Source organism: Leeuwenhoekiella marinoflava DSM 3653 (genome assembly GCF_900129005.1).
GTDB lineage: Bacteria > Bacteroidota > Bacteroidia > Flavobacteriales > Flavobacteriaceae > Leeuwenhoekiella > Leeuwenhoekiella marinoflava.
Map to the genome: position 1 here is coordinate 78,117 of NZ_FQUN01000010.1, position 15,668 is coordinate 93,784.

A 15,668-nucleotide genomic window follows, 5' to 3' on the forward strand; every position below is an offset into this window, starting at 1 on the left:
TCCTTTACAGGAAGTGCTTTCTTATATATCAATAAACGCTTAAAATCTAGATAGATTTATTACGCTTACGTTCATTTTCAGTAAGTAACACTTTACGCAAACGTAAAAAGTTAGGCGTTACTTCAACGTACTCATCTTTTTGAATATATTCTAATGCTTCTTCTAAAGAGAATTTGATAGCTGGTACAATCTTAGCTTTATCATCTGCTCCAGAAGAACGTACGTTAGAAAGTTTTTTGGTTTTGGTAATGTTTACCGTCATATCATCCTGACGGCTGTTTTCACCAATAACCTGACCTTCATAAATATCTTCACCCGGATCAACAAAGAATTTACCACGATCTTGAAGTTTATCAATAGAATATGGGATTGCAGATCCTTTTTCCATAGAAACCAATGAACCGTTGTTACGACCAGGAATCTCTCCTTTAAGTGGTTGATATTCTAAGAAACGGTGTGCCATAATAGCTTCACCGGCAGTAGCGGTAAGCAACTGGTTACGTAAACCTATGATACCACGAGAAGGAATCAAAAACTGGCAAACCATACGCTCACCTTTAGCTTCCATACTCAACATCTCTCCTTTTCTGATAGATACCATCTCAACAGCTTTACCAGAAACATTTTCCGGTAGATCAATTGTCAATTCTTCAATTGGCTCACATTTCACACCATCAATTTCTTTAATGATTACCTGTGGCTGACCAATTTGCAGTTCGTAGCCTTCACGACGCATCGTCTCGATTAAAACCGAAAGGTGCAGCACCCCGCGACCAAAAACCATAAACTTATCTGCACTGTTAGTTTCTTCAACACGCAAGGCAAGGTTCTTCTCTAATTCTTTAAATAAACGGTCTTTAATATGACGTGAAGTCACAAACTTACCGTCTTTACCAAAGAAAGGAGAATCGTTAATTGTGAAAAGCATACTCATCGTAGGCTCATCTATAGCAATGGTTTTTAAAGCTTCAGGGTTTTCAAAATCTGCAACAGTATCACCTATTTCAAAACCTTCAAGACCTACTAGCGCACAAATGTCACCGGCAAGTACTTCTTCCACTTTTATACGTCCAAGACCTTCAAAAGTATGAAGTTCTTTAATTTTAGTTTTCTTAACTGATCCGTCACGCTTTACAAGAGAAACATTCATTCCTTCTTTTAATGTACCACGTTGTAAGCGACCTATCGCGATACGACCCGTAAATGAAGAGAAATCTAATGAAGTGATCAACATCTGCACAGTACCTTCTTCGATTTTAGGAGCAGGAATATGTTCCATAACCATATCAAGAAGTGGTTCTATATTTTCAGTCTCATTTTCCCAATGATCACTCATCCAATTGTTCTTAGCAGAACCATAAACTGTCGGGAAATCAAGTTGCCATTCTTCAGCACCTAATTCAAACATTAAGTCAAAAACCTTCTCGTGAACTTCTTCTGGAGTACAGTTTTCTTTATCTACTTTATTGATAACCACACAAGGCTTAAGACCTAAGTCTATTGCTTTCTGAAGTACAAAACGCGTTTGTGGCATAGGTCCTTCAAAGGCATCTACCAGAAGTAACACACCATCTGCCATGTTTAAAACACGTTCTACTTCTCCACCAAAATCGGCGTGACCAGGAGTATCAATAATATTAATTTTTGTACCCTTGTACATAACCGAAACGTTCTTAGACGTAATGGTAATACCACGTTCACGCTCTAAGTCGTTATTATCAAGAATTAGATCGCCGGTATTTTCGTTTTCACGAAACAACTGACAGTGGTACATAATTTTGTCAACTAGGGTTGTTTTACCGTGGTCAACGTGCGCAATAATCGCAATGTTTTTAATTTCCATAAGATGCCCTTATTTTAAGGGCGCAAATATAGTGGTAATTAATGACTTATTGACACCTTATTCCATATTATGTTTTAAGCAGATTTTCACTCCTATCGTTATAGTTAATAAATTGATAATCAATAGTTAAATATATTGATGAATTTTTATTCTTCTTGCATTTGAAATCCAAAGAATTTGCAGGTTCAGCGCATAAGCTCAAAAATTAAGTTTTAAATCCATCTGTTTTTTAGATCTTAAAAGTTTTAATTAATAATGTAACAGTGCCGCCTAATTATCACTTTGGGTATTCAATTTTGTATTTTGAATTTCCGATTTCGTATTTCCAATGCCTTATCTTTACACTCTAAATTTTTCAAAAAAATGAAATTGAATTCCATCCCAAAACTAAAACATACAGATACTAACAACTTCTTTCTTCTGGCAGGACCTTGCGCAATAGAAGGCGAGGAAATGGCGTTACGCATAGCGGAAAAAATTGTCTCCATAACAGATAAACTTCAAATTCCTTATGTGTTTAAAGGAAGTTTTAAAAAAGCCAACCGAAGCCGTATCGATAGTTTTACAGGGATTGGCGATGAGAAAGCATTGAAGATCTTACGTAAAGTTTCTGAGACTTTTGATATACCAACAGTTACTGACATTCACGTGAATGAAGATGCTGCGATGGCTGCAGAATATGTAGATGTATTGCAAATACCGGCGTTCCTCGTACGTCAGACCGATCTTGTTGTCGCTGCAGCCGAAACCGGAAAAGTTGTAAATCTCAAAAAAGGACAATTTATGAGTCCGGAAGCGATGAAACACGCGGTAATCAAAGTTACCGATACCGGTAACGAAAAGGTATGGATCACAGACCGCGGGACGATGTTCGGCTATCAGGACCTTATCGTAGATTTTAGAGGAGTACCCACAATGCGAAGCTATGCTCCAACAGTTCTTGATGTGACGCACAGTTTGCAGCAACCCAACCAAAGCAGCGGGGTTACAGGCGGTCGCCCGGAACTTATAGGCACAATGGCAAAAGCAGGAATTGCCGCAGGCGTAGATGGTCTTTTTATCGAGACCCATTTTGATCCTGCAAATGCGAAAAGTGACGGCGCAAATATGCTAGATCTTAGCTTACTTGAAGGTTTATTAACAAAGCTGGTAGCCATCAGAAAAGTAGTTGCTGAAGACTAAAACACATTTAACAAAATAAGAATCTCATAATTTTAAGGATTGCTAAAGCACACACTTTAGCAATCCTTTATTTTTTTGAGCGCTATTTTATTAATCTGATTGAAAAGATCAATTTTCAACCTTAAACTGAATCTTAAAAGACTGCACATCAATCTACTATAAACTAAATTCTTAGTACATTTATAAGCAATCAAAAATACGATTATATGAAAAACTTGCGAATTCCGGCAGTATTGGCGTTTACTGCACTAACTATCTTTTCGTGCTCAGACGAGCCTAAAGAAACGCCTTTGACTATAGGGAATCTTGAACTTTCAGAAACCAAACCTTCTCCCGGTGATAGTTTAAAATTGGCCTATTCTGCAACAGACTCAATAACTGAAGCATTTTATGTGTACACGGTAAAATCAAAATCCTACCCAGAAGATATTGACTTGATCAAAGATGGTGAGCGATTCACAGGAGCCCTAAAAATTCCTGATTCTGCTGATGGGTTGATTTTCAATTTTAAAGTAGGAGAAGAATATGAAGCTAATGATGAAAAAGGCTACACGGTGAATTTATATGATTCTGAAGGCGTGATAATCCCCGGCTCTCAAGTTGCTATTGCGCATTATATTTCTGGACGCGGTAGTTATTATGGTGTAAAAACTGAACCTGATTCTACCTTAGCGGCTTACAAGAAAGCCATTGCAGATAATCCTGCCAGTAAAGAAGACTGGTTGATGCCACAAATTTACATGATGAGCCGTTTAGATTCAGAGCAAGCGAATGTACTGGCAGATGAGACTATTGCATCTTATTCAGATAAAGAGCTGTCTGAAGAAGATTATACGAAGTTGATTCAGTTATACCGTTTTAGAAAAGATCAGCCAAAATCAGATTCTTTAACCGGTGTTTTAAGTTCAAAATATCCTAAAAGCGATCTTGCTTTAAACAATTATGTAACGGCGATGCGCCAAGCTTCAGATATGGAAGCAAAGCTTAAAGTTTTAGAAGATTTTAAAGAAAATGCAGGCGTTGAAGGCCCCCAACTCGATTTTATGTACCGCACCATAGCAACTACATATTTTGAAGAAGGTGACACCGAAAACTTTGAGCTATATATGGATAAAGCTTCTGATGATGCTTCTAAAGCATCTATGCTCAATAATCTGGCATGGAATCGTGCAGAACAGGGTGAAGAATTGAGTATTGCAGAACGTATGTCAAAAAAATCTTTAGATATTGTAGATGCTCAAAAATCTGACAAACCTGATTATTATACCCAAAGTCAGTTTGAAAAGAGTCTAGCATCTACACAAGCAATGTACTCAGACACCTACGGGTTGATCTTATTTAAGCAAGGAAAAATCAAAGAAGCTATTGCAGCTCAAGAAATGGCAGTTGCTAACAGGACTTCCCCTGATGTATATGAGCGTTACGTGCAGTTTCTAATAGCAGACGAGCAATATGGCAAGGTGTTTGAAAAAGCTTCAGAACTGGTAGAAGAAGGTAATGCTACAACTAAGACTAAAGAATACTTGGCTACTGCCTATACAAACACTGATCACGAAGAAGACTTTGACAGCTACCTCAGCAGTTTGGAAAAAATCGCTCACGACAAAGCTTTGGCCGAATTAAAAAAAGAAATGCTTGACGAAGAAGCTCCTACTTTCAATTTGAAAAATCTTAAAGGTGAACAAATTGCACTGGCAGATTTAAAAGGAAAGACTGTGGTACTCGATTTCTGGGCAACCTGGTGCGGACCATGTAAAGTTTCATTCCCGGGAATGCAAAAAGCGGTAACTAAATACGCTGATAACGAAAACGTAGAATTCCTTTTTATTGATACATGGGAAAGCACCAGTGGTGAAGCACGTGAAAAAGGCGTGAGTGATTTCATCACCGAAAATGACTATACCTTCAATGTACTTATGGATACGCCTAAAGAAGAAGGAAGCAGAGAATATGATGTGGTTTCTGCGTATGAAGTAGATGGAATTCCTACTAAATTCGTTTTAGGGCCTGACGGAAAAATTAAGTTTAAAGCCGTAGGCTTTGATGGTAATACAGACGGTCTTGTTGAAGAATTAGATATGATGATTGGTCTCGCAAGCGGACAATAAATACAGAATTTAAAATTCAAAAAATCCGTGTCGGTTATCAACTGACACGGATTTTTTATTTTAACGATTTTAACTGCATTAAAAATCCAATCAACACTTCAGCATCAATATCTTCAATTTTGTGATACCGTAACGAGCGAAGGTTCTTTCTACCTTCTCCGGCTGTTAGCTTATTGTGAGGGTCGTTAAGTAAAATACCTTTTGGGAAACTCAATTCTACAAAATTCTTTCTAAAATTTAGAAAGCAAAACATCTTTCCATTTAAATAATAAAACGGTAAATGCCATTTAAAAAGCAACTGAGCTTCCGGAATAGTACTTTCTACAAGCATTTGCAGCTCAAGAAGTAAACTTTTAAAAGGCTCTGGTTTAGATAAAATATAAGCTTCAGCTGGATTCATTCTTATAAGAAATTACGATTAAATATAAATAATTTAACTGCTATCTATCGCGGTAAAATTAATCCAATTTAGCTGCTAATAGGAGTCGATTTATACTCGCTTCGATCCTAATTTTCTAGAAAAATCAATGCTTAGCAGAATGTTAAAGGCGTAAGTTTTTGAGATAAATCAAAACTATTTACAAAAAAACATTCTATTTTCCCCGATTAACCTTCCTTATTGCTAAAATGTCTCAAATTTTAAAGCTTTTTAATTTTATTAGGATTTTCTGGTTTCTAATATTACCCCTTGTATGTTTTGGTCAGGAAAAAGAAAAACCAAGGCTTGAACTGGGTGGTGCCTTTCGAGTTAATTATGTGTATTCTTCCTGGAAAGAAGAACAAAAAACAAAAGGAGGTGAGTTTGGGTATGATATGTTTAGGATTAATGCTAAAGCTTCTTATAAGAATATTTTTTTAAATGCGGAGTACAGACTGTATTCTGAAGCTTTTGGTGGAGGGTTTCTAAAACAAGGATGGGTAGGATATAAATTTAATAAAAAAGACGAACTTCATGCAGGCTTAGTGTATGTCCCTTTTGGGATTAAACAATACAATTCTCATAACTGGTTTTTTAATATCACGTATTACGTGGGACTTGAAGATGATCATGATATGGGCTTAAAATATCTGCATACGGGAGATAAATGGGATTACGCTTTTGCTTTTCTAAAAAATGCTGAAGAATTAAATTTTGGAGGTGGCGTAGAAAATAGCTCTAGTAGATATTCATACGATGTAGTTGGTAGAAATAAGGAAACCAATCAATTTAATGGGAAAGTCGTACGCAAACTTGGGCAACACATCAAACATAGAATAGGTTTTTCGGGGCAGTATGGTAGTCTGTATAATATAGATACCAACAAGAATGGTCACCATTATGCTCTTGGGCTACATTATGAGATGAACTGGAAAAACTGGAATTTAAAAACAGAAGCAATTACTGTTTCTCATGCTCCAGAAAATGCACCGGGCGAATCAAATAAGATTATAAAAATGGGCGCATACGGCACTCCATATGAAGTTGCCAGCGATTTTAACATGTACACCGCTGCTGTTTCCAAGAAAATTTCAGTAAACTGGGGACCTATCTCTCAAATTGAAGTCTATAATGACTTCGGTTATATGCAGAAAAAAGAAAAAGAATTTACAGATTCTTTTCAAAATGTAACCGGTCTGTTAGTTACAGCCGGTCAAGTATATACCTACATAGATTATGCTGCTGGTTATAACCACTCATGGTTAGGCGGCAATTTTGTAGATGATTTTTCAGCAGGTAATCCTGATGCAAAATGGGAAGCTCGTTTTAATATAAATATTGGATACTACTTTTAATAGAAATAAAATTTTATGGCAAAGAAAATTACGCGAAGTGATGAAAAGAAATCAATATTTGGTCTAGAAGTAAATGGACCGGTATTTTTTACCTCTACGATATTTATCATCATAAGTATTGCACTTACGATCATATTTGAAGAAAAGGCACAAAAAATATTTAGCGACATTCAACATACTGTGGCAGAAAAAGCAGACTGGTTCTTTGTGCTTTGTATAAATCTGTTCTTGATATTTCTTACCTATCTGGCGTTAGGTAAATACGGAAAACTTAGAATTGGGGGGCAAAAAGCAAAACCAGAGTACAAAACAGGGTCTTGGTTTGCGATGCTCTTTAGTGCAGGTATGGGTATTGGTTTGCTCTTTTTTGGAGTTGCAGAACCTGTAGACCACCTTTTAAATCCGCCCACGGCAGAACCCAAGTCTGTGGCAGCAGCTATAGAAGCAATGAATTTTACATTTTTACACTGGGGCTTTCATGCTTGGGGTGTGTACGCTTTAGTAGGTTTGGCACTCTCCTACTTCACGTATTCCAGAGGTTTACCGTTAACAATACGATCCATATTTTACCCGTTCTTAGGAGATAAAATCTACGGGAGAACAGGTGACATTATAGATATTTTTGCAGTGCTTGCTACACTTTTTGGACTTGCAACGTCATTAGGTTTTGGTGTTCAACAAATTGCCAGTGGCCTCAATCACGTATTTGGTATACCTGATGGGACACTAACACAAATTCTTCTCATTGCCGGCATTACATTAATTGCCACAATGTCTGTAGTATTAGGAGTAGATAAAGGAGTGCGTATTTTAAGCGAATGGAATATGCGCATAGCTATAATTTTATTACTTCTTGCTGTAATTCTAGGCCCTACGCTATTTATTTTTCGCTCCTTTGTTGAAAATACGGGAAGCTATATTTTCAACTTCTTGAAAATCTCTACTTGGGTAGAAACCTATGAAGGAAGCTCTTGGCAAAATAACCAAACTGTTTTTTACTGGGGTTGGTGGATAGGTTGGTCTCCATTTGTAGGAATGTTTATTGCGCGTATTTCTAAAGGACGCACGATTAGAGAATTTATTCTAGGTGTTTTATTAATACCATCATTGGTTACGTTTTTCTGGATGTCTGCATTTGGTAGTGTCGCTATTCAGCAAGTCTTGAATGGTGATATGACTATAGTTGCAGCTGTAAAAGATGATGTCGCTACTGCGCTATTTATATTTTTTCAAGATTACCCATTATCGATGGTGATTAATGTGGTTGCTGTTATTCTTATTGCAGGTTTCTTCATTACTTCATCAGATTCAGGATCACTTGTAGTAGATAGTTTAACTTCTGGTGGAAAAATTGAAGCACCGGTAGGGCAACGTATTTTCTGGGCAGTGACCGAAGGCACTGTTGCTGCTGTTCTTTTATTTGGTGGGGGGCTTGAAGCGCTTCAAACCGCAACCATTGTAACCGGACTACCTTTTGCCATAATCTTACTTATTATGTGTTATTCACTCTATATAGGACTCCGGGAGGATTATCAAAAATTAGAAAAGAAAAAATCTGAAAAGCAAATGGACGACTATGAAGATGTCGTTAAAGAAATTGTTGCTCGAAGAAATAAAAAAGACTAAATGGAAAAAGTAAAAAACATACTGGTTGCTTTAGACCTCTCATTTTTAGACAACCACCTCATTGAATACACCTCTTTTCTTGCTGAAAAGTTTGAGGCTGAAAACGTATATTTTGTTCACAATATCAAGAAATATGAGATCTCTGATCTATTTAAAGAAGAGCTGAATCAGTTAAATCTTGACCAACTTATAGGTGATGAGCTTAACGAGAAAGTAGCAAACCGCTTTTCTGCAAATGTGAATTGGGAAGTGCTAATTTCTGAAGATTCTAATACAGAATCACTCATGCATTATATCGCAAATAAATATCAGATCAATCTTGCTATTGTAGGGAATAAAGCTGCTAAAGATGGGACAGGTGTGGTCACTTCAAAGTTGCTAAGATTGCTCAAGTGTAGTATACTTACGGTACCTAAAACAACTGAGCTAAACTTAGAAACGGTATGGGTAGGTACAGACTTTTCTAGTCATTCAAGAAAGTCTTTTTTCTTTGCTGAAGAGCTTAGAGGCAAGCAACCCATTACCCTAAATGCATTACATATTGCACAAGTTCCTATTCAATTTTCTCCATATGTTGCCCGAGAAAATGCGCAAGAAAAAATAGAACAACATATGCGTCAGAAATCTGCTAAATTCTTTAAAAAACTTGCGGTAACAGATCCTGATAATCACGAATTTCTTTTTGCAAAAGACAAAAGTATCAGTCAGAAATTTCTAGTTGAAATTGAAAAACGCAAACCTAGCTTGGTTATCTTATCTGATAAAGGAGGTAGTAATATTTCAACTTTATTAATCGGTAGTCTTACTGAAGAACTCTTTAATGAAACCTTGAGTAGTCCCCTACTGGTAGTACGATAGTTTAGAACTAAAGTCAAAATTTAAAGCTTCGCATTTTTGCGAGGCTTTTTTTATTCTTGTTTTGTAAACAATTTTATCTTTACTTTGTAATTCAAAGTACTTTTGTATGGATAATAAAAACTATCTTAAAGACATCAACGACATCAAAACCATGATGAGCAGATCTTCTCGCTTTATGTCGCTAAGCGGACTCTCAGGTGTCCTTGCAGGTATCTATGCTCTAATTGCTGCACTATACGCTCATTTTAGATTATCTGATATCCCTGACTACGCTGATAAACCAGCGATTGTGGCTACTTTCGGAGATTTTGTATCGGCTTATAGGCTTGTTAACGATTTAGTTCTAACTGCTTGTATCACGCTAACCGTTTCCATCCTTACGGGAGCTATACTTACTATGCGTAAAGCCAAAAAGCAAAATGAAAAAATCTGGAATCCCGTCTCAAAACGGCTACTCGTAAATTTTGGGCTTCCCCTAATAACCGGCGGAATCTTCTGCATCGTGTTAATACAGTATCACATTATAGGATTAGTTGCTCCTGCAATGCTTATTTTCTACGGTCTTTCTCTCTTAAACGCCAGTAAATTCACAATAGGTGATATTAAGTATCTGGGCTTAGCCAATGTTATAATAGGTCTTGTCGCTACACAGTTTGTGGGTTATGGTTTGTATTTTTGGGCATTAGGATTTGGAGTTTTCCACATTATTTACGGAACGATTTTGTACAATAAATACGACCGTCCCTCCCCTGGCCCCTCCCAAAAGGAGGGGAATATCAATTAATTCATTCATAAATTTCAACATAGATTGAAAAACATCATTCAACATATAAATAAAGCTTTTGATCACCGGGTACGCCTGGGAATTATGAGTATTTTGATGGTAAATGATTTTGCCGACTTCAATATGCTGAAAGAATTGTTGGGCGCCACAGACGGAAATATTGCCAGTCATACCAAAGCACTAGAAAAAGAAGCTTATATCAGCATTGAAAAATCATTTATTAACCGAAAGCCCAATACTAGATATATCGTTACTGCATCTGGCAGGGAAGCTTTTACCAAACATATTGAAGCTTTAGAAAAACTTATCAATCCTAATGAATAAATCTATTTTTTTATCAATTAACTTTGAATTTCAAAGTACTTTAATACTAATAAGAGAACTCTTTGTAGGCGCCTCTTTTGATTTAACTAGTCGCATTTATGTGAAGTTTAAACACGTAAAACCTTGGGGTATTTCCCGGAAAGAATTATTACAATATCCAGAAAACACACTGGGTTTTCATCTAGGATGTTTTTTATTGAAACACAACTACGAACCGCAACCGCGATGTGAGAATCACGATGTTTTTCACGTACTTACGGGTTATCAAACCGATACCGCTCAAGAAATTGCGCTTCAATTCTTTCTCTACGGAAATGGGAAAAGAAGTCCCTTTTTGCTGCTAGCAATGATTGCCGGTTACTTCCTCTACCCTGATCATTACACGTCTTTTAAGAAAGCACAAAGCCGTGGTCAAAAAACAAAATCGCTACATCACTTGAACTACAAAGCACTGCTTAATACTTCAATCATAACTTTTAAAAACGCATTTAACATCAATCAATTATAATCTTATGGACACGCAAAAATCACAAACTCCTAATCGTTTTATTAGCTGGTTAAAAACCTCTATCACCGCTCGTATGTTTATGGTAGGTTTTCTCACCTTAATCCTGCTTATTCCGTTATTTTTTGTTCAAGATCTCATTGAAGAACGCGCACAACGTCAGGAAGAAGTTGTATCAGAAATCAATGAAAAATGGGGAGAAGAGGTACTCATTTATGGTCCTGTTTTAAAAATACCCTATACGGTTTCAGTAAAAAAAGTTATTCAAAATAGAGACTCTAAAGCTTTTGAAACGCAATATATAGAGGAAGAAAAAATAGCCTATTTCTTTCCGAAGGAATTAAACCTTAAAACTCATGTAAACACCGAAATAAAAAAAAGAAGTTTATACAAAACCAGTGTTTATAATTCTGAAACGCACTTTGAAGGTTCTTTTGCTATTCCTGATTTTTCTGATGCTCCTGCCGAACCCAATCAGATTTTATGGGAAAAAGCACGCATAATTTTTCAAACCTCAAATTTGAAAGGCGTTAATGAGCAAGTGACCATTAAATTAAATGGCAATTCTTATCCGTTCTCTTCAAAGTACGAAAAGCGAAATCCTACCGATCTTTCTCATTTAAAGCTTTTTACAATGGAAACGACTTCTGTAAAACCGGAAAATCTTCCACAGGAAAACACCATGAAATTTGAGATGGATTTACACATAAACGGAAGCGAACAATTACGTTTTATTCCTACCGGAAAAACTACGGAAGCACAGGTTACTTCAGACTGGGAAACCAATAATTTTACCGGTAATTATCTACCGTATAATGAAGATAAACTTGATGGTAAAGGCTTTGATGCAAAATGGAAAGTATTGGATATAAACAGACCTTTTCCACAAGAATTTTTTCAAGGTTTGCCTGATCTTACTGAGTTTGCTTTTGGCGTTAACTTTAAAATTCCGGTAGATGAATATCAAAAAAGTGAGCGAACAGCCAAGTATGGTTTTCTCGTTATTGGGCTTACGTTTCTTATCTTTTTTCTAATTCAAACACTTAGTAAAATTCATATCCACCCCTTTCAATATTTAATGATCGGGCTTGCATTAATTATGTTTTATACCCTCCTGATTTCAATCTCTGAACACAGCAGCTATTTAAATGCTTATCTCGTTGCAAGTGTTGCCATAATCCTATTGATATCATTTTACGCGCGCAGTATACTCAAGAATATTAAATTCCCGGCTTTTATAGCTTTTTCACTTACACTGCTGTATAGTTTTATCTATGTGATCATTCAACTTGAAAATTACGCGTTGCTTGTGGGCAGTATTGGTCTTTTTATCATTCTGGCTTTGGTGATGTATGTATCTAGAAAGATCGATTGGAATTCCTAAATTCATAATTAAAAACCATGCAATAGTGAAAACTATGAACAAGTCATTTCTTTCTTTTTATACCAATGTGCGCAGCAATTTCTGGCACGCTGGCTTCTATCTATTTTGCAGGTGTACGCTCGCTTTGGGTTTTATAGTTGCCGGTTGGGTCAAAATCATAGACGAGCGTTTTGCCAGCGGACTTGCTGTAAAACATCCTATGGGAGCTTTTCTTGAAGCTTTACATCATACCGGATTTTACTATCCATTTATTGGTATTGCTCAGATTGCAGCAGCTGTATTGTTATTCATTCCACGTACAGCGCTGCTGGGTGCATTGGTATATTTCCCCATCATTTTAAACATTTTTGTACTGTCGTTGGCCGTGCGTTTTGAAGGTTCATTAGTTACTTCAACACTAATGGTTTTAGCCAACTTATATATCCTACTCTACAATTACGACCGTCTCAAATTTATTTTGCCTTTCAGTGATAAATCACTGAAATATGACCCTCCACTTACGCTTAGAGAGACAGAAAATGATCCTCATTTTAAGAAAGACGTACCCTTGCGTATAAATTTCAATTTAGCCAGTATAAAATCACCTCTGGTTTCAAAAAAGTTTCCTTGGGTATTTTTGGGAATGATAATCCTCATTTCTGTGATTACGATGTTTGCATCTAACAGACTTTTTGAACTAATGCCCCGCAACAATTATGGTGATTGTGTAAGCCGACTTGAAAGCCGAACTCCTGAAAAAGCAGGTTTTGATTTTTGCAATTGCATACACAATCAAGGAAAATCTCTTGATAAGTGCCTGAAAGATTATGAAGAAATCAATAAAAAATAATAGCTATGAAAGAGTTTATTCTCACTAAATATGCTACACTCAAATATCTATTTATAGCGCTTCTAGTCTGCTTCTTGCTACTGGTATTCCGAATTAAAACTACGCATGATACATTTGGATTATTTCTGGTGTGGAACCTCTTTCTGGCTTTTATTCCTTTGGGTATTGTATGGTTTATGCAATTCAATAAAAAACTATTTCTCAATCCTATAAAAAAGATTTTAACACTAGTGTTATGGTTGCTATTCTTACCCAACGCGCCCTATGTTCTAACAGATTTGATTCACCTGTCTTACAGTCCGTCGCAATGGTTTATTTATGATGCAATGGTTATTCTAGCATTTGCAGGAATAAGCTTGTATTTTGGTTTTCAATCTATTTTAGAATTGCGCAGATTGCTAAAAAATAAAATTAATAAAAAACTCCTAAATATAGCTACGCTTTCCATTTTGGTACTTTGTGGTTTTGGTGTTTATCTAGGCAGAGTAGTCCGATTCAATTCGTGGGATCTGGTTACCAATCCTTTTGAGTTATTTACTACTATTTTTCAATTTCTCATTAACCCAATAGAGCATAAACTAGTATGGCTGTTTACTTTAGTTTTTGAGATATTTTTAAACGCCGCTTTTTATATTTTTCAGCTTTGGCACAATTCGATAGGTAATTATGATACTACGCAGTAAACGTTTACTTTATATAATCGGCTTTGTTATCCTTTTGGGGATTGAAACAGCCATCGCAACGTATTTAAAGACCGGATTTATACGAGCTAATCTGGGCGATTTTCTTGTAGTCATTTTATTGTATTGCTTGTTGATGGCTTGCAGCAATATTTCCGTAAAAACCGGATTGTTTATGACGCTCGCGATTTCTTTTTTAATAGAATTGTTACAGCTGGTAAACCTTCCACAATACATCCCAGAAGAATATAAAAACGTAGCTACATTAGTTTTTGGAAGTCATTTCTCGTGGCTTGATCTTTTGATGTATGTATTAGGTATTGTGTTGGTTTGGGGAATTGAAAACTTCAAAGCCCCTCTTATCACTAACCCTTGAGTCCTAAACAATTTATTGAATTCAACAAAAGAGTTTTGTTTCTCGACTGCGCTCAAAGTGACATTTTTTAAATGTGAAAAATCATTGTATCCCCATCTTTCTTCCTCAAAAGAAGAAAGCTCAATTGATTTTTAAGTTCTACCTCGTACTTTGTATTTTACATTGCTTAAATAGCCTTATTCTTTTCCATCTACATAATCCTGCAGATAGCTGAAACGTGGCGTTAGTTTTCCTTCTTTAGTCATACGAGCGCGTTGTAAGATTCCGTCTTTATCGTCGTTGAAAAAAGCCGGAAGCACATTGTCTATAAACATTTCGCCAAAACCTTCACTGGCATCTTTAGGCAATTCGCATGGTAAATTATCTACTGCCATAACGGTAATCGCTCCCGGGGCATCAAACGCGACTTCCTGTTCTGCTTGAGGATCATAGCCATAAAATGGTTCAGCAATCGTAGAAGCTCGCAAAGTAGAGGCCACAGGACCATCAATATCGCAAGAGATATCTGCAACAACTTCAATATTAAAATCAGAAAGTTTAGCTTGCTCACGCGTAAACAAATATGGTGCTCCATCACCATAAAAATGACCTGCTATAAACAGCTGTGTTACTTTCGCAAAGCGTAAAAAATCAGATTCGTAATGAGCCGAATCTTTCATAAAATTAGCCAGACTCCCTTTTTCACCATCCGTACGCTTGTTGTAATCCATCACACTTAACTGACAAAATACGGGTACTTTAAACGTCTTACTCAAATACTCTCCTACCGAAACTTTCTTAACTCCTTTTTTCTCTAAAATCTCCCGGGCTCCGGCAGCCACTTTTCCGGTACCGGAAAGGCATATTTTAATTGGCGGCAATTCGATCTTAGCCAATTGCGCATGCAAGGCATTTACATCGATTAGCGTATTTGCGGGTGGAAGACTAAACGTTTTATGACGCAATCCATAGGCCCGGAAACCGTTATATGTCCCTACCAAACCGGCATAATATCCAAACCCAATCAAGCGCAAACCACTTCTTCGAGTGATCACTTCATGATCATAGAGTTCTATATTTTTTTCTAAAACCGCTTTTAAAAGTTCGCGATTATACGGTTGTTTTTTAATCGTATGACTGAAAAAGAAATACTTCTTATTAGGGATTAATGCATCAATAGGCACTTCTTTAACCCCCAGCATAACATCTGCATCAGAAACATCCTCTTTAACTTCAAACTCTGCTTTCTCATAAGCAACATCGGGAAATACGCGTATGGGTGAACTTTCAACAACAAATGAAGCTTTAGGAAATAATTCTTGCGCACGGGACATCGCTATAGGTGATAGTACCGAGCGGCGATCTGGTGGTGATTTACGTTCTTGTAAGAGTGCAAAGTTTAATACAGCCATAAAAT

General features: G+C 36.6%; 15 protein-coding genes. 12 read left to right on the forward strand and 3 right to left on the reverse strand.

The genetic code is table 11. From position 1 onward, the window contains the following. Window positions 1–46 precede the first annotated feature (46 nt). On the reverse strand, window positions 47–1,843 hold the full coding sequence (gene typA, locus BUB91_RS10055; RefSeq protein WP_073099114.1) for a translational GTPase TypA: 1,797 nt from the start codon (window positions 1,841–1,843) through the stop codon (window positions 47–49). Between the two features lie 363 nt (window positions 1,844–2,206). On the opposite strand from typA, the gene kdsA reads away from it, so the two are divergent. After that, window positions 2,207–3,025, forward strand: coding sequence for a 3-deoxy-8-phosphooctulonate synthase (gene kdsA, locus BUB91_RS10060; RefSeq protein ID WP_073099115.1), 819 nt, complete (start codon window positions 2,207–2,209; stop codon window positions 3,023–3,025). Window positions 3,026–3,231: 206 nt separating this feature from the next. Continuing rightward, window positions 3,232–5,133: a TlpA family protein disulfide reductase gene (locus tag BUB91_RS10065; protein WP_073099116.1), complete on the forward strand. Its 1,902-nt coding sequence runs from the start codon at window positions 3,232–3,234 to the stop codon at window positions 5,131–5,133. 55 nt (window positions 5,134–5,188) lie between these two features. Here BUB91_RS10065 and BUB91_RS10070 read toward each other — a convergent pair whose 3' ends face one another. Next, window positions 5,189–5,533 carry a DUF1801 domain-containing protein gene (locus BUB91_RS10070; RefSeq protein WP_073099117.1) on the reverse strand — a complete coding sequence of 115 codons (345 nt, stop codon included), beginning with the start codon at window positions 5,531–5,533 and terminating at the stop codon, window positions 5,189–5,191. Between the two features lie 227 nt (window positions 5,534–5,760). Between BUB91_RS10070 and BUB91_RS10075 the strand changes: the two genes are divergently transcribed. The 10 genes from BUB91_RS10075 (at window position 5,761) to BUB91_RS10120 (ending at window position 14,272) form a co-directional block, all read left to right on the forward strand. Further along, window positions 5,761–6,906 carry a hypothetical protein gene (locus BUB91_RS10075; RefSeq protein ID WP_073099118.1) on the forward strand — a complete coding sequence of 382 codons (1,146 nt, stop codon included), beginning with the start codon at window positions 5,761–5,763 and terminating at the stop codon, window positions 6,904–6,906. A gap of 15 nt (window positions 6,907–6,921) precedes the next feature. Continuing rightward, a complete protein-coding gene (locus BUB91_RS10080) occupies window positions 6,922–8,532 on the forward strand; it encodes a BCCT family transporter (protein ID WP_073099119.1) in 1,611 nt (536 codons plus the stop codon). After that, window positions 8,533–9,390, forward strand: coding sequence for a universal stress protein (locus tag BUB91_RS10085; protein ID WP_073099120.1), 858 nt, complete (start codon window positions 8,533–8,535; stop codon window positions 9,388–9,390). Between the two features lie 106 nt (window positions 9,391–9,496). Then, window positions 9,497–10,174: a hypothetical protein gene (locus tag BUB91_RS10090; protein WP_073099121.1), complete on the forward strand. Its 678-nt coding sequence runs from the start codon at window positions 9,497–9,499 to the stop codon at window positions 10,172–10,174. A gap of 24 nt (window positions 10,175–10,198) precedes the next feature. Then, window positions 10,199–10,498, forward strand: coding sequence for a winged helix-turn-helix domain-containing protein (locus BUB91_RS10095; RefSeq protein WP_073099122.1), 300 nt, complete (start codon window positions 10,199–10,201; stop codon window positions 10,496–10,498). Then, complete coding sequence (locus BUB91_RS10100; RefSeq protein ID WP_073099123.1) at window positions 10,491–11,006, forward strand: Coq4 family protein; 516 nt, start codon at window positions 10,491–10,493, stop codon at window positions 11,004–11,006. Before BUB91_RS10095 ends, BUB91_RS10100 begins: the two co-directional genes overlap by 8 nt. Window positions 11,007–11,010: 4 nt before the next feature. Next, entirely contained in the window at window positions 11,011–12,387 is a 1,377-nt protein-coding gene (creD, locus tag BUB91_RS10105) for a cell envelope integrity protein CreD (protein WP_073099124.1), read from the forward strand. Between the two features lie 34 nt (window positions 12,388–12,421). Further along, a complete protein-coding gene (locus BUB91_RS10110; RefSeq protein ID WP_241652597.1) occupies window positions 12,422–13,216 on the forward strand; it encodes a DoxX family protein in 795 nt (264 codons plus the stop codon). A gap of 5 nt (window positions 13,217–13,221) precedes the next feature. After that, a complete protein-coding gene (locus BUB91_RS10115; RefSeq protein WP_073099126.1) occupies window positions 13,222–13,899 on the forward strand; it encodes a DUF1361 domain-containing protein in 678 nt (225 codons plus the stop codon). Continuing rightward, window positions 13,883–14,272, forward strand: a complete 390-nt coding sequence (locus tag BUB91_RS10120; RefSeq protein ID WP_073099127.1) for a ribosomal maturation YjgA family protein — start codon at window positions 13,883–13,885, stop codon at window positions 14,270–14,272. The genes BUB91_RS10115 and BUB91_RS10120 overlap by 17 nt, the downstream gene beginning before the upstream one ends. A 176-nt stretch (window positions 14,273–14,448) precedes the next feature. Here BUB91_RS10120 and BUB91_RS10125 read toward each other — a convergent pair whose 3' ends face one another. After that, on the reverse strand, window positions 14,449–15,663 hold the full coding sequence (locus tag BUB91_RS10125) for an NAD(P)-dependent oxidoreductase (RefSeq protein WP_073099128.1): 1,215 nt from the start codon (window positions 15,661–15,663) through the stop codon (window positions 14,449–14,451). Between the last annotated feature and the right edge of the window lie 5 nt (window positions 15,664–15,668).